This window comes from Streptomyces sp. NPDC006624, assembly GCF_040611555.1.
Taxonomy (GTDB): domain Bacteria; phylum Actinomycetota; class Actinomycetes; order Streptomycetales; family Streptomycetaceae; genus Streptomyces.
This window is the reverse complement of record NZ_JBEXOM010000011.1, coordinates 136,400-158,388: the sequence shown is the minus strand read 5'-3', so window position 1 is coordinate 158,388 and position 21,989 is coordinate 136,400. Positions and strand designations below refer to the sequence as shown.

The following is a 21,989-nucleotide window of genomic DNA, read 5'->3' as shown; positions in this document are numbered from 1 at the left end:
GCCAGGGTTCGCCAGGGTGCGCCAGATGGTGTGCCACCGGCCATCCGGTGTCAGGTAGGAACGCGCCACCCCGACCCGGTCGCCGCAGGGGCATTCCCCAGGGTGATCCCGGGCCTCCGGGCCGGGTGGTGCGCTGTTCTCGCAGGCACACGAAGGGATCTGTCCAGGCCATGTACGCAGCATCGTCCTCCGTGTCCGCACCGCCCCGGTCGCTGCACCCCCGCCCCGCGGACGGCGGCCCCTACCTCGCCCCCGCGCGGCCGGCGGCCCCCGTGCTCGGCGCTGCCCGGGCCCGGCGCGGCGCGTCGCTCGGCACGCAACCGCTCAGCGGGAGACTCGACTTGTCCGGCCCTCAGGGCGCGCAGCTGCGCACGGCCATCGCGTCGGTGCACCGCATCTGCCCGGAGTTCAGCCCGGTGCAGGTGCTGCGCCGCAGCGGCCGGTCCGTGCTGCTGGTCGGTACGACCGGGCGCAGTTCGGCCGTCGCCAAGTGCTTACTGGACCACTCGCCCGCCTGGTCCGAGCGGATCCGCCACGAGATAGCGGCGTACCGCTCGTTCGTCCGGCACCGCCCTCCTGTGCGGGCGCCGAGACTGATCGCGGCGGATCCGGACAACTGCACCCTGGTGATCGAGCGGATGCCCGGGCGGGTGGCGGCGCTCCAGCGGCACCCGGCCGAGGCACCGCCCCGGGGGGACATCAGGGCGGCGCTCGGCGCGATCTGCCGGCTGAACGCCTGGCGGCCGCCGGCGGGCACGTTCGACGCCCCGCTCGACTACGCGGCCCGCATCTCGCGGTACCACGAACTGGGCCTGCTCACCGACCGTGACCTGGGTGACCTGCAGAAACTGCTGCACGGCATCGCGCAGGCCGCCGGGCGGCAGGGCATGGGCCAGTTCTGCCACGGCGACGCGCTGCTGTCGAACATGCTCCTGTCACCGGCCGGTCCAGTGCTGGTGGACTGGGAGCACGCGGGCTGGTACCTGCCGGGCTACGACCTGGCGACGCTGTGGTCGGTGCTCGGGGACGCGCCGGTCGCCCGTCGTCAGATCAGCCAGATCGCGCAGTCGGCGGGCCCGGCGTCCCGGGACGCCTTCCTGGTGAACCTGATGCTGGTGCTGACCCGGGAGATCCGTACGTACGAGACGGCCGTGCAGCGTTCGATGCACGACGCGACCCCGGCGGCACCGGGCCCGGCCCACCCGGCTGCTGCGCCGTCCGGTGAGGAGCAGCGGCTGCTGCTGCGGCGGCTGCACGACGACTGCCAGTTGGCCCGGCGGGCCGTGCGCGCGGCGGTCGGCACTCGCTGACGGGGACGAGAGAGCCGCTGTGCGCCCGGCCGGGCGCACAGCGGCTCTCTCGTGTTCCGGCCGGGGGTCAGTCCTGCTGGAAGAGCTCCGCGGGCAGGGGCTTGAGGAGGGCGTAGAGGTCGTCCGTGATGGGGCGGTCCCAGGCGGCGATGGTCACCAAAACGTTGTCGCTGCGGTCGAACTGCACGCAGGAGATCCGGCTCTCGGAGAGCTTGACGCGGCGCACGATGAGGAGGTTGTCGCCCTGCATCACCGGCACGTCCTCGGTGCCGACGACGGTGACCTCCTCGTCGTTCTCCAGCGCCAGCAGCAGCTGGGCCACCTCGAAGGGGGGCTCGCCCTCGGGGACGTCGCGGGCCGGGGAGCCCTCGGGCAGGTTCCCGATGATCATGGCGGGGCCGCGGCCGCCGAACAGGTCGTAGCGCAGGAAGACGCCCTGGCAGGTGCCGTCGGGCGCGGGCAGCAGTCCCGCACCGAGGTTGCCCGGCCAGTCGCCCGGGTCCATGGCCAGTACGTCGAAGTCGGGCCCGGCGGGCGTGGCGCTGCGGCGGCGGAGGAACGACATGCCGCCATGGTACGTGCCCGGGCCTGCGAAGGGGCGGCCGGGCGGCGGCTGGACCGGCCCTATGCGGTCGCCCGGTGCCGCCGGTGGTGGCGGGCCACCCGGGCGCGGTTGCCGCAGGACGGTGTGCACCATTCCTGGCGGGGGTGCTCTTTGAGGAAGTACCGCACGCAGCGCGGCGCGTGGCAGGCCCGCAGCCGGTCGCGGTCGGGGCTCGCGAGGAACGCGGCCACGGCCTGGGCGAGGGCCGCGGTCAGGTCGCCGGCCCCGCCGGCGGGCTGCCGGCGCAGGGCCGGACCGCCGTCCTCGGGCCAGTCGAGGACCGGCACGGTGGGGGTGCGGGCGGCTGCTTCGTTGAGCCGCCGCAGGGCTTCGGGCAGGGGCATCGTCCGGGCCGCGTCCGCGGGGCTCGGCTCGCCGGGGCGCACGGCCCGGGCGAAGAGCGCGCGGACGGCGGCCCGCAGCGTGCGGACGGCGGCCAGCCGGGCGTCGTCGGCGGTGAAGCGGGCGGCGTCCGGGAGGACCTCGGGATGGGCGCGGACCCAGGCGGTCAGGCCCGCCGGGTCGATGAGGTCGTCGTGGACGCCGCCGCTGCCGTCGTGGCGGAGGGTGAGCGCCAGGTCCAGGGCGAGCCGGGCGTCCCCGCTGATCGGTTCCCGCATGGCGCTAATGATAGCCCCGCTCGTATCCATTAACCCGTGGGGCGCCCCGGGGTCAGGCGTCCGGTGGTGACGGCGGGATGACCGCGACGGGGCTCGCTGCGTGCAGCAGGACGGCGTGGGTGACGGAGCCCATCATGCGGGCGGGTGCCATCAGGTGCCGCCGGTGGCGGCCCACGACGACGAGGTCGGCGTCCGGGGAGGCGGCCACGAGGTGCCCGGCCGCGTCGCCCGCCGCGGCGGCCGTCTCGACCGGGACGTCGGGGTGGCGCTCGCGGTGCGGGGCGAGGAAGCCCTCGGCGAGGACCCGGGTCTCGTCCGCGATCACGTCCTGGTCGACCACCGGCGGCGGCATCTCCCCGGGCAGCATCCAGGGCTGCGCGGGCCACGGGTAGGCGGCGACGGCCTGGAGCCGGGCGCCGCGCCGGGCGGCCTCGGCGAAGGCGAACTCGAGCGTGGCCTCGTCGGGCCCCTCCACCTTCAGCCCGACGACCACGCGGGCTCCGGGACCGGCCGGCGCCGCGCCGCGCACCTCGCGTCCGGCGCGGGGCGGCACCACGACGACGGGGCACTCGGCGTCCCGGGCGACGGCCAGGCTGGTGGAGCCGAGCAGCAGGCTGGCGAAGCCGCCGCGGCCGCGGGAGCCGAGCACGAGGAGCTGTGCGGAGGCGCCCAGTTCGGGCAGGACGGCACTGGCGGCGCCCTCCACACCGACGTAGTCGGTGGCCGGCTGGTCGGCACCGCCGCCCAGGCGGGCGCGGACCCGGTCGAGGACCGGGTCGTCGCGCGGGTCGGCGGCGAGGACCTCGTGCTGGGCCCAGTGGGCGTACTGGCGCACGTGGGCCACGCGCAGGGGCGCCGCGCGCCTGCGGGCCGCGTCGACGGCCCAGTCAAGGGCGCGCAGGCTGTCGTCCGAACCGTCGACCGCCGCGACGACCGGCAGGGTGCTCATGGGGTCCTCACCTCCGGATGTACGACCGTGTGCCTCCTGGGCCAGCCTGGCTCAGGCGCCGGCCGTGGGAGGTTGCCTCAGGTCGCGTGTCCGCAAAAGCGAGCGGAACACCCCCGATCGGCCGCCGGATCACGGCGGCCCGGGCCGAGGGCCCGCCGCCGTCAGGTGAGGTCGAACTCTCCCTCGCGCGCTCCTGACACGAACGCGCCCCATTCGTCGGGCGTGAAGATCAGGGAGGGGCTCTCCGGGCGGCCGCTGTTGCGCATGGCGATGAAGCCTTCCACGAAGGCGATCTGCACATCTCCCCGGCCGCGGCTGCTGGACTGCCACTGCGCGTTGCTGAGGTCCAGGTCCGGCTTGTCCCAGCCCGTGAGCGGGCGCTGCTGGGTGGTGGTGTCGGCCACGTCCGTGCTCCTCCCGGTTCGTCGTCCGCGGCCAGCCTAGCGATCGCGTCCCACCGCCGACAGGGCACGTGAGGGGGGTCCTTCCCGCGGTGGCCGACCGGCCGGCCGCAGGACGCCGCGCCGGCTGGTGATCACCGAGTCGGTCCGGCGGTCGCCGCGCGGCAGGACGGACTGCCGGTGGGCGCGGGAGGTGGCGGAGGCGGCTGGGGTCGCGGACGGGTGATTCTCCGGCCCGTCGGTTGAACCCGAGGTGACGTGCGGACGTACTGGTGGTGGCAGGCCCGCTCACCGGGCTCTGTTTGCCATGCCATCGCAGGACCGCACGGAAGGACCACCGGGTGTCGCTCTTCACTCGCCCGCACCAGCAGCCGGACAGGACCGGGGGCGGGGCGGAACCGGATGACGACGCGGGGGCGGCGCGGGGCGGCGGGCAGTCCCCGGTGGAGGAGAGGCCTCGGGTGGAGGGGGCGTCCTCGGAGTCCCGGGCGGAGGCAGACGCCGACGGGACGGAGCCGAAGAAGGGGACGGTCGCTGCGAAGCCGGAGAAGGGGACGGTCGCCGCGGAGCCGGAGAAGGGGACGGTCACCGCGGAGCCGGAGAAGGGGACGGTCACCGCGGAGCCGGAGAAAGGGACGGTCACCGCGGAGCCGCAGGACGGGACCGACGACCTGAAGCCCCGGAAGGAGACCACCACGCGGGACCCGCGGGCGACGACCGCCGGGGATGTCCCGGACCCGGCGGCGCGCGAGGCCGAGCGCGGCCGGTTCCGCCGGTTCCGCCGGTTGCTTCGGTGGCGTCGCCATCCACGGACCGCACGCGGCGTGTCCGCCGCGACGACCGTGCTGGCCGGGGCGCTCGTGGTGTTCGCGCTGCTGGTGCCGAACCGGATCGAGCGGATCGAGTTCGCGTCGTTCCTGCGGATCCCCGCCGAGGGCGTGCTGCTCGCCGGTCTGCTGCTCGCGCTCCCAGCGCGGCCCCGGAGGATCACGGCGGTCGTGGCGGGCGCGTTCCTCGGGCTGCTCACGGTCCTGAAGTTCGTCGACATGGGCTTCTACCAGGTGCTGGCCCGGCCCTTCGACCTGGTCCTTGACTGGATCCTCATCGAGCACGCCACGGACTTCCTCCGGGAGACCTTCGGCCGGACCGGCCAGGTGCTGGCCGTGGTCGGGGTGATCGTCCTGTTCGTCGCCGTGCTCGTGCTCACCACCCTCGCGGTGGTACGGCTGACGAACCTGATGGTGCGGCACCGGCCCGTGGCCGCCCGTACGACGCTGATCCTCGGCACCGCCTGGATCACCTGCATGACGCTGGGCCTGCAGCTGGGCGCCGTACCGGTCGCGACCAAGGGCAACGCCGAGTTCGTCGGCAACCGCGTGGAGCAGGTGCGCGCGGGGCTGGAGGACGCCCGGGTCTTCCGGAGGCAGGCCGCCGTGGACGCGTTCGCGAAGACGCCGCCGGACCAGCTGCTCACGGGGCTGCGCGGCAAGGACGTCCTGTTCACCTTCATCGAGAGCTACGGCCGGGTGGCGATCGACGACCCGGCGATGGCGGAGCAGACCGACGCCGTGCTCGAGGAGGGCACCGGCAGGCTGAAGGCAGCGGGTTTCGCGTCGCGCAGCGGCTGGCTGCAGTCGCCGGTGACGGGCGCGGGCAGCTGGCTCGCCCACTCGACGTTCCTGTCCGGGCTGTGGATCAAGAACCAGCAGCGGTACCGCAGTCTGACCACGAGCGACCGCATGACGCTCACCAAGTACTTCGGCAAGACGGGTGCCTGGCGGACCGTCGGCATCGTGCCGGGGGTGCGGCGGGCCTGGCCGGAGGGCAAGTTCTTCGGGCTGGACCACATCTACGACTCGGAGCATCTCGGCTACCACGGCCCGTACTTCAGCTGGACGCCCGTGCCGGACCAGTTCAGCATGGAGGCGTTCGAGCGGCTGGAGCACGGCAAGGAGAACCGTGAGCCGATCATGGCGGAGATCATCCTGGCCTCCAGCCACAACCCCTGGTCCCCCATCGCCCGCATGATCGACTGGGAGGACCTCGGCGACGGCTCGGTCTTCCACCGGATCAAGAAGGAGGGCACCGACCCCGCCGAGGTCTGGAAGGACCCGGAGAAGGTGCGCACCGAGTACCGCAAGGCCATCGCGTACTCGATCCGCAGCCTCACCGAGTGGGTCGAGCGCTACGGCGACGACGACACGGTGCTGGTCTTCCTCGGCGACCACCAGCCGGTGCCGACCGTCACCGCCGGGGACACCGGCAAGGACGTGCCGGTGACGATCGTCGCCCGCGACGAGAAGGTCCTGGAGCGCATCGCCGACTGGGGCTGGACCGACGGTCTCAAGCCGGCCGGGGACGCGCCCCGGTGGGGCATGGACAAGTTCCGCGACCGCTTCATGACGGCGTACGGTCCGCGGGGCTGAGGAACTCCGCCACCACCGCGAGGAACTCCTCCGGCCGCGCCTCGTGCACGAGGTGTCCCGCCTCGATCGTCACGTGCCGGGCGTCGGGAAGCAGGCCGGCGAGAGCGGTGATCTGCTCCTGGGGGACGAGGCTGCCCGCTCCGCCGCCGATGAGCAGCGTGGGCATGGTGATGCGCCCCATGTGGTCCCACCACACCGGGTCGGGGGCGTTGCGCTGCCGGTCGGTGGCGAGGATCATCGCCCAGTCGTAGGGCGGTTCGCCGTCGGGCCGCTGGGCGGGCGGGCGCGGCGGGTCCAGCGGCAAGGGCGCGGGCACGTCCTCCAGGACGAGCCGGTTCACGAGCCGCGGGCTGTGCTGGGCGAGCAGACAGGCGACGAGGCCGCCGAGCGAGTGCCCCACGACGTCGGCGCGTTCGGCACCGAGCGCGCCGAGGAAGGCCCGGACGTCGTCGGCCATGGCCTCGAAGCCGTAGTCGCCGGGCCGGTCGCTGCGGCCGTGTCCGCGCAGGTCGAGGGCGTACACCCGGCGCGGTCCGGTGGCCAGTGCCGGTGCGGTCCCCTCCCAGTCGCGGCTGTCCAGACCGCGGGCGTGCAGCAGCACCACGGGCGGTGCGTCCCGCGGGCCCCAGGCGCGGTAGGCCAGGGTGATCCCATTCGCTTGTACGGTCCGCACGGTGGGTGGTTCGGTGTCCATCCGGCGACGGTAGGGGCACGCGCGGCGCGCGGACGGCCCGTTCTGCCGACGGCAGAAGAGCCCCGTCTACGAACGCGGGCCACGCGCCGGGAAGAAGGCGGCGACCCGCCGCGTGAACCACTCCGGGTCGTCCAGCCACGGATAATGGCCGGCACCGGGTTGCACGGCGAACTCGGCCGCCGGAAAGACCTCGGCGCTGCGGCGCGCCAGGGCCGGGACGGGCCCGCCGTCGGCCTCACCGGCCAGCACGAGCACCGGAGCCGCCAGGGAGGCGAGAGCGGCGCGTGTGGCGGCCGGGTCGTAGGCGCCGTCCGCTCCGTAGAGGTCCGCGGCCCGGTCGTTGGTCTCCGCTTCGTCGCGGTCGGCGTGCGCCCGCGCCGCGGCGCCCCAACGTCCGTACCAGAAGGGCCGGATGACGGGGTCGAAGCCCGCGGGGTCCGCCAGCCAGGCCTCGAACGCCGGGAAGGCCTCGGGGAACCACGGCTCGTCCCGCCGTCGCAGGGCCGCGGCCCGCCGCTGCCCGGGCGAGGCCGCCATGCCCAGCGCCCAGGGGATGGCCGTGACGAGCGCCAGCCGCCGCACCCGCTCGGGATACCGGGCCGCGTGGAGCATCGCCAGGCTTCCGCCCGCCGAGTGCGCGAGCACGTCCATCCGTTCCAGCCCGAGGTGCCGCCGCAGCGCCTCGACGTCGTCCACGAGCCGGTCGCACCGGTACGTCGCGGGATCCTCCGGCTCCGCCGACTCCCCCGTGCCGCGCAGGTCCAGCAGGACCAGCTGCCGGTGGGCGTGCAGCCCACCCAGGTCCCCGAGGTAGGCGGAGGCCCGCATGGGCCCGCCGGGCAGGACGACGAGCGGCTCGCCCTCGCCCCGGAGGTGGTAGGCGAGCCGGGTTCCGTCCGGGGCGCTGAAGGTCGGCATACGGTCGATCATGGTCGGCGGTGCGCTGCGGCGCAACGCGGTCGCGGGGCGGGGACGGTGCCGCCGACGCGGCCGTCACCCGCCGGACGCCGTGGCCGCCCCGCCGTCCCCGAACCTCTGTCTGAGCTCCCGTTTGAGGATCTTCCCGCTGGCGTTGCGGGGGAGTTCGTCCACGAACACCACGCGCTTGGGTGCCTTGAACGGCGGGAGCTTCTGCCGTACGTGGTCGATCAGTTCCGCCTCCGTCACGTCGCCGCGCGGGACGACGACGGCCGTCACCGCCTCGATCCAGCGCTCGTCGGGCAGGCCCACGACGGCCGCCTCGGCGACTCCGGGGTGGGTGTAGAGGGCGTCCTCGACCTGGCGGGAGGCGATCAGGACGCCGCCGGAGTTGATGGCGTCCTTCACGCGGTCGACGATCGTGAAGTAGCCGTGGGCGTCGCGCACCGCGAGGTCGCCGGAGCGGAACCAGCCGTCGCGGAACGCCTCGGCGGTCTCCTCCGGCTTGTCCCAGTAGCCCTCGCACAACTGCGGGGAGCGGTAGACGATCTCGCCGGGGGTGCCGTCGGGCACGTCCTTGCCGTCCTCGTCGACGACGCGCGCGTCGACGAACAGCACGGGGCGGCCGCAGGAGTCCATGCGGCCCTTGTGCTCCTCGGGGGCGAGGACGGTGGCCAGGGGGCCGATCTCGCTCTGGCCGAAGCAGTTGTAGAAGGCCAGCTCCGGGAGGCGTGCGCGGAGGCGTTCGAGGACGGGGACCGGCATGACCGACGCCCCGTAGTACGCCTTGCGCAGGCCGCTGAGGTCACGGGTGGCGAAGTCGGGTCGGCCGGCCAGGGCGATCCAGACGGTGGGCGGCGCGAACAGGCTGTCGACGCGGCCCGTCTCGATCAGGTCGAAGAGCCGGTCGCCGTCGGGTGCGTCGAGGACGATGTTCGTCGCGCCGACCGCGAGGTAGGGCAGCAGGAAGACGTGCATCTGCGCCGAGTGGTACAGCGGCAGGGAGTGCGCGGGGCGGTCGCCGGCGCTGAGGTCGAGGGCCGTGATGGCGCTCAGGTACGCGTGCACCAGGGCCCGGTGCGTCATCATCGCGCCCTTGGGCAGGGCCGTCGTCCCGGAGGTGTACAGCAGTTGCACGAGGTCCTCGGCGTGCGGCTCCGGACCGTCGTACGCGGGTGCCCCGGGCAGGCGCGCGAGCAGGGAGTCGCCGGCGTCCCGCAGCGGCACGGTCCGTACGCCGTCGGGGAGCCGGTCGGTGAGGCCGGGGTCGGCGAGGACCAGGGAGCTGCCCGACTGGCCGACGATGTAGGCGAGTTCGTCGCCGGTGAGGTTCTGGTTGACCGGGACGTGCACCAGGCCCGCGCGGGCGCAGGCGAGGAAGGCGATGAGGTAGGCGTCGGAGTTGTGGCCGTAGGCGCCGACCCGGTCGCCCGGGGACAGCCCCTGGCCGAGGAGGACGCTCGCCGCGCGGGAGACGGCCGTGTCGAGTTCCTCGTACGTCCAGGTGCGTTCGCCGTACTCCACCGCGACGCGCGCCGGGGTGCGCCGGGCGCTGCGCCGTAGGACTCCGTCGACCGTGCTGCCGTGTCCGGGCGTCGTCATGAGACCCGATCCTCGGTTCACCGCCTCGGGAGGTCAAGGACCGCTGCTGCCGCCGCCCGCCGCGGCCCCGCATCACGCCGGATCCCCCACATCGCCCCCACGTGGCGAGAACCGTACCGGTGGAATCAACCTCCCCGGATGGATCACGCGTCCGGTGTCATGGATCCGACAGCCGGGCGTGCGCGGTCGCGTGCGCCTGGCCGCACCTCTCCTCGACCAGGATGAAGCCGGGAGGCACGATGCGCACCCGCTGGAGACGACTCGTTCTCGGGGCCACGGCCCTGTTCACCGCCGCGTCCGCGTTACCCGCGGCGGCCGCCCCGGACGAGGGGCGAGCCGGGCAGCGCCCCTCGGGCGCCGGCCTGTCCGCCGTCATCCGGTACACCGAGTACGGCATTCCGCACATCCTCGCGAAGGACTACGCCGGCCTGGGCTTCGGCACGGGCTGGGCGCAGGCCGCCGACGAGGTCTGCACCCTCGCCGACGGGTTCGTCACCCTGCGGGGCGAGCGGTCCCGCCACTTCGGCGCCGACGCGGCCGCCGGCGGCGACCTCTCGGGCGCCCGCACGAACCTCGCCAGCGACCTGTACTTCCGCGGGGTCCGCGAGTCCCGCACGGTGCAGAAACTGCTCGAGAAGCCCGCGCCGGTGGGCCCGAGCCGCGAGGTCAGGGCCCTGATGCGCGGCTGGGCGGCCGGGTACAACGCCTGGCTGAAGCAGCGGAAGATCACCGATCCGGCCTGTGCGGGCGCCTCCTGGGTCCGTCCGGTCACCGAGCTGGACGTGGCGGCGCGGGGTCTCGCCATCGCCTCCGTATCCGGCGAGGGACGCTTCGTGGACACGATCACGGCCGCGCAGCCGCCGGCCGGACCGGCGACCGCCACCGGCGCCGCTGTCCGCACCCCCGACGCGCGGGCCGTGGCCGAGGCGGCGGACGAGCTCTGGGGCGATCCCGGCATGGGCTCCAACGCGGTCGCCTTCCGCGGCGACACCACGGCCGGCGGGCGCGGTCTGCTGCTGGGCAACCCGCACTACCCGTGGGAGGGCGGGCGCCGGTTCTGGCAGTCGCAGCAGACCATCCCCGGCGAGCTGAACGTGTCCGGCGGGTCCCTGCTCGGCATACCCGCGATCTCCATCGGGTTCAGCGCACATGTGGCGTGGACCCACACCGTCTCCACCGGCATTCCGGCCAACTTCCACCGGCTGACGCTGGATCCGGCCGACCCCACGACGTACCTCGTCGACGGCAGGCCGGAGCGGATGACGAAGCGGACCGTGACGGTCGCCGTGAAGGACGGCACGCCGGTGACCCGCACCCAGTGGTGGACGCGCTACGGCCCCGTCGTCACCTCCCTCAGCCCGCAGGTGCCGCTGCCGTGGACGGCCACGACGGCGTACGCGCTGTACGATCCGAACGCCGCCAATCTGCGCTTCGCCGACACCTCGCTGGGCTTCGGCAAGGCGCGGAGCACGGCGGATGTCCTGGCGTCCCTCGCGCGGCACCAGGGCATCCCCTGGGTGAACACGATCGCCGCCGACCGCGCGGGACACTCCCTCTTCACCCAGTCCCAGGTGCTGCCGCGCATCACCGACGAGCTGGCCGAGCGCTGCTCGACGGAGCTGGGCAGGACCACGTACCCGGCGTCCGGCATCGCGGTCCTCGACGGCTCGCGCGGTGACTGCGCGCTCGGCCGCGACCCCGACGCCGTCGCACCGGGCATCTTCGGGCCGGCGCGGATGCCGACGCTGCAGGACGCGCCGTACGTGGCGAACTCGAACGACACGGCCTGGATGACCAACGCGGACCGGCCGCTCACCGGCTACGAGCGGGTCTTCGGCACGGTGGGCACGCAGCTCGGGCTGCGCACCCGCGGCGGGATCGAGGACGTCGCGGCGATGGCGGACCGGGGCGGTCTGACCGTGCGCGACCTCCAGCGGCAGCAGTTCGCCAACCGGGTGCCTGCGGGTGACCTCGCCGCCGGGGACACGGCCAGGGCGTGCGCCGCGCTGCCGGGCGGTACGGCGACGGGCAGTGACGGCACGGCCGTCGACGTGTCGCAGGCGTGCGGGGTGCTGAGGAAGTGGGACCGCACCATGGACACCGGCAGCCGGGGCGCCCTGCTCTTCGACCGGTTCTGGCGGAAGCTGGAACCGTCCGTGCCGCGCGGGCAGTTGTGGAAGGTGCCGTTCTCGGCCGCCGACCCGGTCCGCACCCCCCGCACGCTGAACACCGGGGCGCCCGGCTTCGCCACCGCCCTCGCCGACGCGGTGGCCGAACTGCGCGCCGCGGGCATCGCGCTGGACGCGCCGCTCGGGGCGCACCAGTTCGTCGTCCGCGACGGCGGGCGGCTGCCGATGCCGGGCGGCGCGGGGCGGCTCGGCGTCTGGAACGTGCTGGAGCCGAGGTGGGACCCGGCAGGCGGCGGTTACACGCAGGTGCCGTTCGGGACGAGCCACCTCCAGGCGGTGGGCTGGGACGACAGCCGCTGCCCGGTGGCGCGGACGCTGCTGACCTACTCCCAGTCGTCGAACCCTCACTCGCCGCACCACGCCGACCAGACGCGGCTGTTCTCCGGTGAGAAGTGGGTGACGTCGCGCTTCTGCGAGCGGGACATCCTGTCCTCGCCGCGGCTGGAGGTCGTCCGGGTGCACGAGCGCCGCTGACCGTGCGGGCAGGGGTGCCGCCGACCGTGGCGGCACCCTGCCAGGGGCGGCGACAAATCTCTGATGCTCCATCAGGACGCGTCCCGCGGAAGGTCGGCGGTACCGGAGCGGCGCCGCTGCGGACCGCTCGCCGTCCGGTTCACCGCCGTGTTCGACGGACATACTTCCGGGGACGTATGCGGCGGTCGAGGCGAAGGGGTGTGCGGTGACCGGCAGACCGGCGAGCGGAGAACTGACTCGGCGTCAACTGACCCGAGGAGGGATGGCCCTGGGCGGTGCGCTCGCCCTCGCGCCGCTGTCCGTGCTGGGCGCCCGGCCCGCCGACGCCGCCCCGCCGGGCCATCGCCCCACCCTGCGGCACGGAACCGCCGCACGCGCCGGGCTGCTCGCCGCGCCCCTGCGCCGTCTGGTCACCGACGCCGAGGCCTTCCTCGGCCCGTCCCCCGAGCACCCCTGGTACGCGGGCGCCGTCCTGCTCGCCGGGCGCGGCGGCACCGTCGCGCTGCACCGGCCCCTCGGCACGGCCGTGCGCTACCGGGCCTACGACGAGAAGACGGACACCGGTGTGGAGTTCCCGCCCGAGGAGCAGATCCCGATGGCCGAGGACACCGTCTTCGACCTGGCCTCGGTGTCGAAGCTGTTCACCTCGCTCCTCGCCGTGCAGCAGGTGGAGCGGGGACGGCTGGACCTGGAGGCGAAGGTCGCCTCGTACCTGCCGGAGTTCGGCCGGGCCGGCAAGCAGGACGTCACGGTCCGTCAGCTCCTCACGCACACCTCGGGGTTCCGCGCCTGGATCCCGCTGTACAGCGCGCCGACGTACGAGGAGAAGCTCCGGCGCATCTGGGACGAGAAGCCGGTCAGCGCCCCGGGCACCGCGTACCTGTACTCGGATCTGAACCTCATCTCGCTGCAGCTGGTGCTGGAGCAGATCACCGGACGCGCCCTGGACGTCCTGCTGCGCGAGGAGATCACCGCGCCGCTCGGCCTGCGCCGCACCCGGTACAACCCGCCCGCCTCCTGGCGCCCGAAGATCGCCGCGACGGAGGACGCGCGCCCGCCGTGGTCGGGGCTGGACCGGGGACTGGTGTGGGGCGAGGTGCACGACGAGAACGCCTTCGCCCTGGGCGGGGTCGCGGGCCACGCGGGCGTGTTCTCCGACGCGTGGGACCTGGCGGTCCTCGGCCGTACGCTGCTCAACGGCGGTGTCTACGGGCGGACCCGCATCCTGCGGCCGGAGTCGGTGGAGCTGATGTTCACCGACTTCAACACCGCGTTCCCCGGGGACGAGCACGGGCTCGGCTTCGAGCTCTACCAGCACTGGTACATGGGCGCGATGGCCACGCCCCGCACCGCCGGGCACACCGGGTTCACGGGTACCTCACTGGTGCTCGACCCGACCACCGACTCGTTCCTCGTGGTGCTCGGCAACTCCGTGCACCCGGTGCGCACCTGGCGTTCCGGGTCCGCGCCCCGGGTGGCCGCCGCGAACCACCTGGCGCGGGCCGTGGCGGTCCGCCCGGTGCGGGGCCGCACGGCCTGGTTCTCCGGTATGGCGGCGTCGGCGACGGCCACGCTCACCCTGCCCGCGCTCGACACGTCCTTCGGCGGGGTGCGGCTGGAGTGCGTGCTGTGGTGGGACACCGAGCCGAAGGCCGACGCCCTGGCGCTGGAGTCCTCCTCCGACGGCGGTACGACGTGGCAGCCGGTGCCGTTCACGACGTCGCGCCGCGGCGAGGACCCCGAGCGCCACCCGTCGGGGACGGTCACCGGCTGGTCGGGCCGCGTCTGGCACCGGCTCACCGCCGGCGTCCCCGCGGCCCGCGCCCTCACCCTGCGCTGGCGGTACGCCACGGACCGGCTCTACGTGGGCCGCGGCTGCTATGTCGACGCGCTGCGCGTGACGGCGGCCGACGGCGTCCTGTTCGACGAGGCGCGCCCGGCGGACCGGGCGCGCCTCGAAGCGGCGGGGTGGGCGCCGTCGGCCGGCTGAGGCGGTCGCCTCACTGGTCGGCCCTTGAGTGCCTCCTGGAGGTCCGGCCGGGCTGAGCCCGGCCAGGGGAGCCTCCCGGGTCGGTGCGGCCGTCCGCTGGGGCGGCCGGCGGTACGGATCACTTGCGTGCATTCGGAGTGCCCGCGGATCGGTGTGCGCTTCAGCCGGCCCCGTCTTCCAGTACGGCCTTCGCCGCGTTGTGCCCGGGCACCCCGCTGACCCCTCCCCCGCGCACCGCGCCGGCCCCGCACAGCAGCACGTTGGCGTGCCGGGTCTCCACGCCCCAGCGGCCCGTGCCGTCCTGGGCGTGGGGCCAGCTCAGCGGGCGGTGGAAGATGTGGCCGCCGGGCAGGCCGAGGTCGCGCTCCAGGTCGAGCGGGGTCCTGGCCTCGATGCAGGGCCGTCCGTCCGCGTCGGTGGCCAGGCAGCCGGCGAGGGGTTCGGCCAGGTGGGCGTCGAGCCGGGCGAGGGTGGACTTCAGGAGTTCCTCGCGCACGGCGTCGTTGTCCCGGTCGAAGAGCCGGGCCGGGGTGTGCAGGCCGAACAGGGTGAGGGTGTGGCAGCCGCGCTCGGCGAGGCCGGGCCCGAGGATGGTCGGGTCGGTGAGCGAGTGGCAGTAGATCTCGGAGGGCGGCACCGCGGGCAGCTCACCGGCCGCGGCCTGGGCGTGGGCGGTCGCCAGCTGTTCGTAGCCCTCGGCGATGTGGAAGGTGCCGGCGAACGCCTCGCGCGGGTCGACGGCGGTGTCGCGCAGCCGCGGCAGGCGCTCCAGCAGCATGTTGACCTTCAGCTGGGCGCCCTCGGCGGGGGGCGGGGGCGGGTCGCCGGTCAGGTCCGCGAGGGCCTGCGGGGACGCGTTCACCAGGACGTGCCGGGCGGCGACCGTGCCCTCGGCGTCGGCCGTGCGGTAGGTGACCTCGGCCGTGTGGCCGTCCGTGGCGATGCGCAGCACTTCGTGGCCGGTGGCCAGGACGGCGCCGGCGGCGCGCGCCGTGTCGGCGAGGGCGTCGGTGAGGGCGCCCATGCCGCCGACGGGCACGTCCCAGGCGCCCGTGCCGCCCCCGATCACGTGGTAGAGGAAGCAGCGGTTCTGCTCCAGGGACGGGTCGTGGGCGTCGGCGAAGGTGCCGATGAGCGCGTCGGTGAGGACGACACCGCGCACCAGGTCGTCCGTGAAGCGCCCCTCGACGGCGACCCCGATCGGCTCCTCGAACAACGTCCGCCAGCCCTCCTCGTCGTCGAGGCGGGCCCGTAGTTCCTCGCGGGTCGGCAGCGGTTCGGTGAGGGTCGGGAAGATCCGCCGGGCGGCGCGGCCGGTCATGCCGTAGAAGTCCTGCCAGGCCCGGTACTCGCGGTCGGAGCCGGTGAGCCGGGCGAAGGCCTCCCTGGTCCGGCGCTCGCCGCCGCCGACCAGGAGCCCGGTGGGGCGGCCGTCGCGCTCGGCGGGGGTGTAGGAGGAGACCGTACGGGTGCGTACCCGGAAGTCCAGGCCGAGGTCCCGGACGATCTTCTTCGGGAGCAGACTGACCAGGTACGAGTAGCGGGACAGCCGGGCGTCGACGCCGGCGAACGGCCGCGTGGACACCGCCGCCCCGCCGGTGTGGCCGAGCCGCTCCAGCACCAGCACGGAGCGGCCGGCCCGGGCCAGGTAGGCGGCCGCGACCAGGCCGTTGTGGCCGCCGCCCACGATGACGGCGTCGTACGTCCGGTGCACGCGGTTTCCCAGGGGTGCGGTCATGGTTCTTCGTAACACGGGGTGATCCACGTCGGCCAGAGCGCGCTGGGCCGGAAGGCCCCACCCCGCCTCAGGCCCGCTGCTGCCGCAGGGCCGCCAGCCTGCGGTACAGCGCCGCGGCCTCGGCGCGGCGGCCCAGTTGCCGCAGGCAGTGTGCCTGGTCGTGGCGGGCGGCGAGGGTGTCGGGGTGGTCGGCGCCGAGGACCCGTTCGCGGGCGTCGGCCACCTGCCGGTACGCGGTGAGGGCGTCGGCCCAGCGGCCCAGCCAGCCGAGGCCGACGGCGACCTCGCGGCGGCTGACCAGGGTGTCCGGATGGTCGGCGCCGAGGACCCGTTCGCGGAGGGCGCTCACCTCGCGGGACTCGGCCAGGGCCTCCTCCCAGCGGCCGAGCCGGCCGAGGTTGACGCAGCGGCCGTGCCGGGCGCGCAGGGTCTCCGGGTGGGTGGGGCCCTGGATGCGGGTGCGGTCCCCGGCGAGGGCGCTGTAGAGGTCCAGGGCCTCCGCGCCGCGGCCGAGGCGGCCCAGGCTGATGCCGATCTCGTGGCGGGCGGCGAGGGTGTCCGGGTGGTCGGGGCCGAGCACCCGGGCACGGGCGGCGGCCACCTCCCGGTAGGTCTCCAGTGCCTCGTCCCAGCGGCCCAGCTGGCCGAGCGCGTAGGCGACCTCGTAGCGGGTGACGAGGGTGTCGGGGTGGTCCGGGCCGAGCACCCGGGCGCGGGCGGCGGCCACCTCGCGGGCCGTGCGGTGGGAGTCCTCCGGGCGGCCGAGGCGGCCGAGGTTGAAGGCGAGGTTGTGGCGGCAGCGCAGGGTGTCGGGGTGGTCGGGGCCCATGGTGCGCTCCCGGGCGGACAGCACGCAGGTGTAGACCCGGTGGGCGTCGAAGGGGCGTCCCAGCCGGCCCAGTACGTAGGCCATCTCCTGGCGGGCGGCCAGGGTGTCGGGGTGCTCGGCGCCCAGGGTGCGGATCCTGGCCTCCGCGACCTGCTTGAACGCGCGCAGGGCCTCGGGGGCGCGGCCGGTGCGGCTGAGGGTGAAGGCGACCTCGTAGCGGCTGGCGAGGGTGTCGGGGTGGTCGGGGCCGAGGAGGTGCTCGCGCTCGGCGGCGACGGCCCGGTGCACCTCCCCCGCCTCCGCCCACCGGCCCAGCCGCCCGAGACCGAGCCCCGCGTCGTGCCGGCCCGCGAGGGCGCTCAGGACCTCGGGCGACGGGGTGGGCCGCGCCTCGGCGACGGTGTCCTGGACAGGGCCGGTACCGGGCCGGGCGATCCACTCACCGGACAGCCGGGCCTCGGGGCCGGGCACCGCGGCGCGCGGCCCGGCACCTGCCGTCGTGCGGCCGGTGGTCATGCCCCGGGTCCAGGACGGCAGCCGGGGGGCGGGGGGCGCCGTGAGGTGGGAGGCGGGGCGGGGCTGCCGCGCTGCGGAGTGGGGTGTGAGGGGAGTCCCCGGCGCCGGGGAGTGCGGCGCGGGTTCAGCCTCCGCCGGGGCGCCGGGCGCGAGCCGTGCCGGGTGCGGCCACGGTTCGGGGACGGCCCGAACGCCCTGCGCCAGCCCGTCAGCCGCGACGGCCACCCCGTCAGCGGCGACGCGAGCACCTTGCACTCCCGCGCCGGCCGCAGGCCACACGCCCTGCCCCGTCGCGTCGGAGGCAGACTCAGCCACCCGCTGCTCCGATCCGGCCGCGTCCTCCCCCACGGCAGGTGCGGGCCAAGCCATCGCCGCCCCCTGGGCGGACACGGGCCATGCCGGGGCGGGCCGGGGCGCCGAGACGGCCGGGACGTACACCGGTGCGGCCCGGTGCGCGCTGATCCGGCGGGCCAGTTCGCGGGCGTCGCCGGGGCGTTCGGCGGGTTCCTTGGCGAGCAGGTCGAGGATGACCGCCTCCAGGAACCCGGGCAGTCCGGGTCGGTGCTCGCGCGGCGGGCGGGGCGGGGTGTCGCGGTGGCCTACGAGGATCGCCCAGGCGTCGTCCAGGTCGAACGGCGGTACGCCGGTGGCCATCTCGTACAGCACGCACCCGAAGGAGTAGAGGTCGCTGCGCTGGTCGACCTCGGTGCCGCTGATCTGCTCCGGGGACATGTAGTGCGGGGTGCCCATGGCGATGCCCGTGCCGGTCAGCCGGGAGGTGAAGCCGATGTCGTGGCCGAGGCGGGCGATGCCGAAGTCGCAGATCTTCACCGTGCCGTCGGCGAGCCGCACGATGTTGGCGGGCTTCAGATCCCGGTGGACGATGGCCTGTTCGTGGCAGTAGGCGAGGGCCGCGGCGGTCTGCTCGGCGATCTCGAGGACCTCGGCGACGGGCAGCGGATGCCCCTTGTTGTCCTCCAGGAGCTGGCTGAGGTTGCGGCCCTCCAGCAGTTCCATGACGAGGTAGAGGACGCCGCCGGACTCACCGAAGTCGTGGACGACGGTGATGCCGCGGTGCTGCAGCGCGGCCGCCACCCGGGCCTCGCGGCGGAACCGCTCCCGCAGCACCCGGGTGAAGGCGTGGTCGTGGCCGGGACCCAGCGGCTTGAGGCACTTGACGGCGACGTGCCGGCCCAGGGACTCGTCCCGTGCCCGCCACACCTCGCCCATGCCGCCGCGCCCGATCGGATCGAGCAGCCGGTACCGGCCGTGGATGAGCCTGGTCTCCCCCATGTCGCGCGACGCTCCCCCCGGTAGCTGTTCGCCCGCCCCCTGGCCCACCCAGTATGGCGGGCTATCGTCCGAGTTTGTACGGTGCCGGACGCGCGTGGGGGCCGAGCCGCTCCACGGCCCGCAGGATGTGCCGGGGCGGGAGTTGCCAGCGCACACGGGCGGGAACGCGGCGCAGCAGGAGACCGGTGAGGCGCAGTCGCCGGGTCACGGTGGCGGGCGCGGGGGCCGGTCTGCCGTACAGCTCGTGGGCGTACGGCGGCAGGGAGGCGTACGCCAGATGTGCCACGCGCCGCCACAGCACCTCGCGGGCCGGTACGAGGAGCGGGTGCGTCGGCGGGCGGAGCAGGAAGTCGTCCACCTCGCGTGCCTCGGGTCCGGCGGCCAGCCGCGGGCGCACCTTCGCGAAGTACTCCGCCATCCCGGCCCGGTCGGCGGGCACGGCGGCGGGGTCGAGGCCCACCAGGCGGGCGCTGTGCCGGTGTTCGGCGAGGTAGCGGTCGGCCTCGGCGTCGGTGAGGCGGATCCCGGACCGGCGCAGGACGTGCAGGTACGAGTCGACCTCGGCGCAGTGCACCCACAGCAGCAGCCCGGGTTCGTCGACGCCGTAGCGCTCGCCGGTGTCCGGGTCGGTCGCGGACAGCATGCTGTGGATCTTGCGGACGCGGGCGCCGGCCCGCTCGGCGGCCTCGGTGGTGCCGTAGGTCGTCGTGCCGACGAAGTGCGCGGTGCGCATCAGGCGGCCCCAGGCGTCACGCCGGAAGTCTGAGTTCTGCAGGACGCCGCGCACGGCCCGGGGATGCAGGGCCTGGAGGTAGAGGGCCCGGATGCCGGCGATCCACATCATGGGGTCGCCGTGGAGCTGCCATGTCACCGATCTCGGGCCGAACAGCCCGGGGTCCGCGCCGGTCACGCGCCTCACCTCCGCCCGGCGCCCACGATGGCACAGCCGGGGCGGCGGGTCGACAGCCGCGCACGGCGGTCACCGCGGTCACCGCGGTCGATGTGCGGGCTCGCCGGGGTGGTCATAGGTTGGTGGACGCCGGTACTGCTCCCTGGCCGTGGCCCGCATCCGCGTTCCGGGATCGGCACGGCTCACCCGAGAAGGGAGAGCGCGATGAGCGAACAGAGGCCGCTCCCCCCTGCGGAGGCGTGGCGGGCCGTGGCGGCGTGTTTCCTGGCCTCCGGCGCGCTGCTCGCGGCGCGCCGGCTCCACCTCCCGCGGGAGCACGTGGGCAGGCGCGTGCGGTTCGCCGACGGCACCTCGGCCCGCGTCTACCGGGAGACCCGCCTCGGCAGCGGGCTGGCGAGGAACCCCTGCACGCTGGTGGTGGTCTTCCGGCTGCGCCGGGTCCACGGGGCCGGGCACGCGGTCTTCCGTGCGGAGAGTCTGCTCAACACGCCGTTGTTCGCCGGCTTCCCCGGGTTCGCCTCGAAGCTGTGGCTGGAGAACGACGACCGCGGCCGTTACCGCGGTCTGTACGAGTGGGACGGCGCCGGGCGGGCCGAGCACTACGCCCGGTCGCTGTGGCGGGTGCTGGCCCTGGTCAGCGTGCCCGGCTCGATCGGCTACACCGTGCTGCCCGGGGTGCGCCGCGACGACGTCCTCGCCGGGAACCACCCGGTCGGGGGCGGGGCGAGGGACGACGCGGGGGAACGGGACGGCACCTCCGCGTGGGGGCCGGACGACGCCCCGGTGTGGTGGCGGGTGACGGCCGGGACGCGGCGATGACGGTGGACGTCCTGGTCGTCGGCGCCGGTCCGACCGGTCTGACGCTGGCGCTGGCGGCGCATGACCACGGGGCGCGCGTCCGGCTGGTCGAGCGGCGGCCCGAGTTCTTCCGACCGTCGCGCGCGCTGATCCTGCACCCGCGCACCCTGGAGGTCCTGCGTCCCCTCGGGCTCGCCGACGCCGTACTGGAACGGGCGGACACCGCCCCGTCGGCCGAGCTGCGTCTCGGCTCGCGTGTCGTCGAGGCCGGTCTGTCCGGTTTCGCGCTGCCGGAGACGGCGTTCCCGTATCTGGCGCTGGTGCGGCAGACGGACGTCGAGGGGGTGCTGACACGGGCGCTCGCCGACCGGGGTGTGCGGGTGGAGCGGGGCACGGAGCTGGTCGTGGCCCGCGACGGCGGGCACGAGGCGTCGGCGGTGCTGCGCTCGCCGCGCGGCACGGAGGAGATCGGCTGCCGCTTCGTCGCCGGGTGCGACGGTCCGGCCAGCACCGTGCGGGCGTGCGCCGGCATCGGGTGGCAGGGCAGGCCGTACGCCGTGGAGGTGGTGCTCGCCGACCTGGACCTGGCGGATGCGGCCGGGGCCCCCGGCTCCTCGGGTGCGCGGGTGTTCGCGGGCCGTGACGGCCTGGCCTTCCTCTTCCCGCTGGGCGAGCAGGCCGACTGGCGGCTGCTGGCCACGCGGGCGGCCCCGCCGGGAGGCGCCCGCAACTTCGGCCAGCCAGGGCCCGCCGTCCCGCAGGCGGATCTGCAACGGCTGCTGAGCGACGCGGGGACGGAGGCGGACATCGAGCGTGTGGCGTGGTCCGCGCGCGTGCCGCTGCGGTGCGGCCTCGCCCACCGGTTCCGCCGGGGGCGGCTCTTCCTCGCCGGGGACGCGGCCCACAACTACTCCCCGGCCACCGGCCAGGGCATGAACGCCGGCATCCAGGACGCCGTCAACCTCGGCTGGAAACTGGGCTTCGCCGCGGCACGCGACGGTGACGGGGCCGGTGCCGGGCCCGACGACGCGGTACTGCTGGACTCCTACGACGCGGAGCGCAGGGCGGCCGCCCAGCGCCGGCTCGCCCTCACGCACACGGCGTTCTGGGCGGAGGCGTCGACCGGGCGGATCCCCTCGTGGCTCCGCGGAGTGGCCGCGCCCTGGGCGGCCCCGGCCGTGCCCGTCCTGCTGAACCGGAGCCGGCTGGTGGCCGAGGGCGTCCGCGTGCTGTCCCAGCTCCGGGTGAACTACCGGCACAGCCCGCTGTCGGTGCAGGGCACACCCCGGCTGCGGGGCGCTCCCCGCCCGGGCGACCGGCTGCCGGACGCGACCGTCGTCACCACGGGGGCGCCGCGGCGGCTGCACGGCCTGCTGGCCGGGCCGGGTGTGCATGTGCTGCTGCAGCGCGACGCCGAGCGCCCGCTGCCGGAGGCCCTGCCGGATGCCCGGGTCACCGTCCTGCGGCTGGCGAACAGCCCGGGCCGCGGACTGGTGGCGGTCCGGCCGGACGGCCACGTCGGCTACCAGTGCGGCGCGACCGACCCGGCGGGCCTGGCCGGCTGGCTGGCACTGGCCGGCGTGCCGGTGTCCCCGCACGCCCTGGTGTGACGCCTTCGGGTACGCGGCCGCCCGGCCGGCCCTGGTGTGACGCTCTCGGGTACGCGCCCGCCCGGCTTCGCACCGGCTTCGGTGACGCCTTGGTGTGCGGCCGCCCGGCTTCGCGCCG

General features: G+C 75.0%; 16 protein-coding genes. 6 read left to right on the top strand and 10 right to left on the bottom strand.

Annotation, left to right across the window (positions count from 1 at the left end; translation table 11 throughout):
- The first annotated feature begins 170 nt into the window (after nucleotides 1-170).
- Complete coding sequence (locus ABZY20_RS21720) at nucleotides 171-1,310, top strand: aminoglycoside phosphotransferase family protein (protein ID WP_356443147.1); 1,140 nt, start codon at nucleotides 171-173, stop codon at nucleotides 1,308-1,310.
- 67 nt (nucleotides 1,311-1,377) lie between these two features.
- On the opposite strand, the gene ABZY20_RS21715 is transcribed toward ABZY20_RS21720, so the two are convergent.
- The 4 genes from ABZY20_RS21715 to ABZY20_RS21700 all read right to left on the bottom strand — a co-directional run bounded on the left by ABZY20_RS21715 (nucleotide 1,378) and on the right by ABZY20_RS21700 (nucleotide 3,887).
- Nucleotides 1,378-1,875, bottom strand: a complete 498-nt coding sequence (locus ABZY20_RS21715) for a hypothetical protein (RefSeq protein WP_356443146.1) — start codon at nucleotides 1,873-1,875, stop codon at nucleotides 1,378-1,380.
- A gap of 59 nt (nucleotides 1,876-1,934) precedes the next feature.
- On the bottom strand, nucleotides 1,935-2,534 hold the full coding sequence (locus ABZY20_RS21710) for an ABATE domain-containing protein (protein ID WP_356443145.1): 600 nt from the start codon (nucleotides 2,532-2,534) through the stop codon (nucleotides 1,935-1,937).
- Nucleotides 2,535-2,586: 52 nt separating this feature from the next.
- Nucleotides 2,587-3,483 (bottom strand): universal stress protein, encoded by an 897-nt coding sequence (locus ABZY20_RS21705; RefSeq protein ID WP_356443144.1) that lies wholly within the window; start codon nucleotides 3,481-3,483, stop codon nucleotides 2,587-2,589.
- A 161-nt stretch (nucleotides 3,484-3,644) separates the two neighbouring features.
- Nucleotides 3,645-3,887, bottom strand: coding sequence for a DUF397 domain-containing protein (locus ABZY20_RS21700; protein WP_356443143.1), 243 nt, complete (start codon nucleotides 3,885-3,887; stop codon nucleotides 3,645-3,647).
- Between the two features lie 782 nt (nucleotides 3,888-4,669).
- On the opposite strand from ABZY20_RS21700, the gene ABZY20_RS21695 reads away from it, so the two are divergent.
- Nucleotides 4,670-6,310, top strand: a complete 1,641-nt coding sequence (locus tag ABZY20_RS21695; RefSeq protein WP_356443258.1) for a sulfatase — start codon at nucleotides 4,670-4,672, stop codon at nucleotides 6,308-6,310.
- On the opposite strand, the gene ABZY20_RS21690 is transcribed toward ABZY20_RS21695, so the two are convergent.
- The 3 genes from ABZY20_RS21690 to ABZY20_RS21680 form a co-directional block, all read right to left on the bottom strand.
- Entirely contained in the window at nucleotides 6,282-7,004 is a 723-nt protein-coding gene (locus tag ABZY20_RS21690) for an alpha/beta hydrolase (RefSeq protein WP_356443142.1), read from the bottom strand. The genes ABZY20_RS21695 and ABZY20_RS21690 overlap by 29 nt on opposite strands.
- A 66-nt stretch (nucleotides 7,005-7,070) precedes the next feature.
- Nucleotides 7,071-7,922, bottom strand: a complete 852-nt coding sequence (locus tag ABZY20_RS21685; protein ID WP_356443141.1) for an alpha/beta hydrolase — start codon at nucleotides 7,920-7,922, stop codon at nucleotides 7,071-7,073.
- A 75-nt stretch (nucleotides 7,923-7,997) separates the two neighbouring features.
- Nucleotides 7,998-9,524: an acyl-CoA synthetase gene (locus tag ABZY20_RS21680; RefSeq protein ID WP_356443140.1), complete on the bottom strand. Its 1,527-nt coding sequence runs from the start codon at nucleotides 9,522-9,524 to the stop codon at nucleotides 7,998-8,000.
- 239 nt (nucleotides 9,525-9,763) lie between these two features.
- Here ABZY20_RS21680 and ABZY20_RS21675 point away from each other — a divergent pair, with 239 nt between their 5' ends.
- Nucleotides 9,764-12,187: a penicillin acylase family protein gene (locus ABZY20_RS21675; protein ID WP_356443139.1), complete on the top strand. Its 2,424-nt coding sequence runs from the start codon at nucleotides 9,764-9,766 to the stop codon at nucleotides 12,185-12,187.
- Nucleotides 12,188-12,449: 262 nt separating this feature from the next.
- Nucleotides 12,450-14,177 carry a serine hydrolase gene (locus ABZY20_RS21670; RefSeq protein ID WP_356443138.1) on the top strand — a complete coding sequence of 576 codons (1,728 nt, stop codon included), beginning with the start codon at nucleotides 12,450-12,452 and terminating at the stop codon, nucleotides 14,175-14,177.
- A gap of 160 nt (nucleotides 14,178-14,337) precedes the next feature.
- Here the strand turns inward: ABZY20_RS21670 and ABZY20_RS21665 are convergent, their stop codons facing one another.
- The 3 genes from ABZY20_RS21665 to ABZY20_RS21655 form a co-directional block, all read right to left on the bottom strand.
- A complete protein-coding gene (locus ABZY20_RS21665) occupies nucleotides 14,338-15,915 on the bottom strand; it encodes an NAD(P)/FAD-dependent oxidoreductase (protein ID WP_356443137.1) in 1,578 nt (525 codons plus the stop codon).
- A gap of 67 nt (nucleotides 15,916-15,982) precedes the next feature.
- Nucleotides 15,983-18,553 (bottom strand): tetratricopeptide repeat protein, encoded by a 2,571-nt coding sequence (locus ABZY20_RS21660; protein ID WP_356443136.1) that lies wholly within the window; start codon nucleotides 18,551-18,553, stop codon nucleotides 15,983-15,985.
- Nucleotides 18,554-18,614: 61 nt separating this feature from the next.
- The gene (locus tag ABZY20_RS21655; protein WP_356443135.1) at nucleotides 18,615-19,463 is read right to left on the bottom strand and encodes an oxygenase MpaB family protein; all 849 of its coding nucleotides are present in this window, start codon (nucleotides 19,461-19,463) and stop codon (nucleotides 18,615-18,617) included.
- Between the two features lie 204 nt (nucleotides 19,464-19,667).
- Here ABZY20_RS21655 and ABZY20_RS21650 point away from each other — a divergent pair, with 204 nt between their 5' ends.
- Complete coding sequence (locus tag ABZY20_RS21650) at nucleotides 19,668-20,282, top strand: hypothetical protein (protein WP_356443134.1); 615 nt, start codon at nucleotides 19,668-19,670, stop codon at nucleotides 20,280-20,282.
- Complete coding sequence (locus ABZY20_RS21645) at nucleotides 20,279-21,871, top strand: FAD-dependent monooxygenase (protein WP_356443133.1); 1,593 nt, start codon at nucleotides 20,279-20,281, stop codon at nucleotides 21,869-21,871. The genes ABZY20_RS21650 and ABZY20_RS21645 overlap by 4 nt, the downstream gene beginning before the upstream one ends.
- Nucleotides 21,872-21,989: the final 118 nt, after the last annotated feature.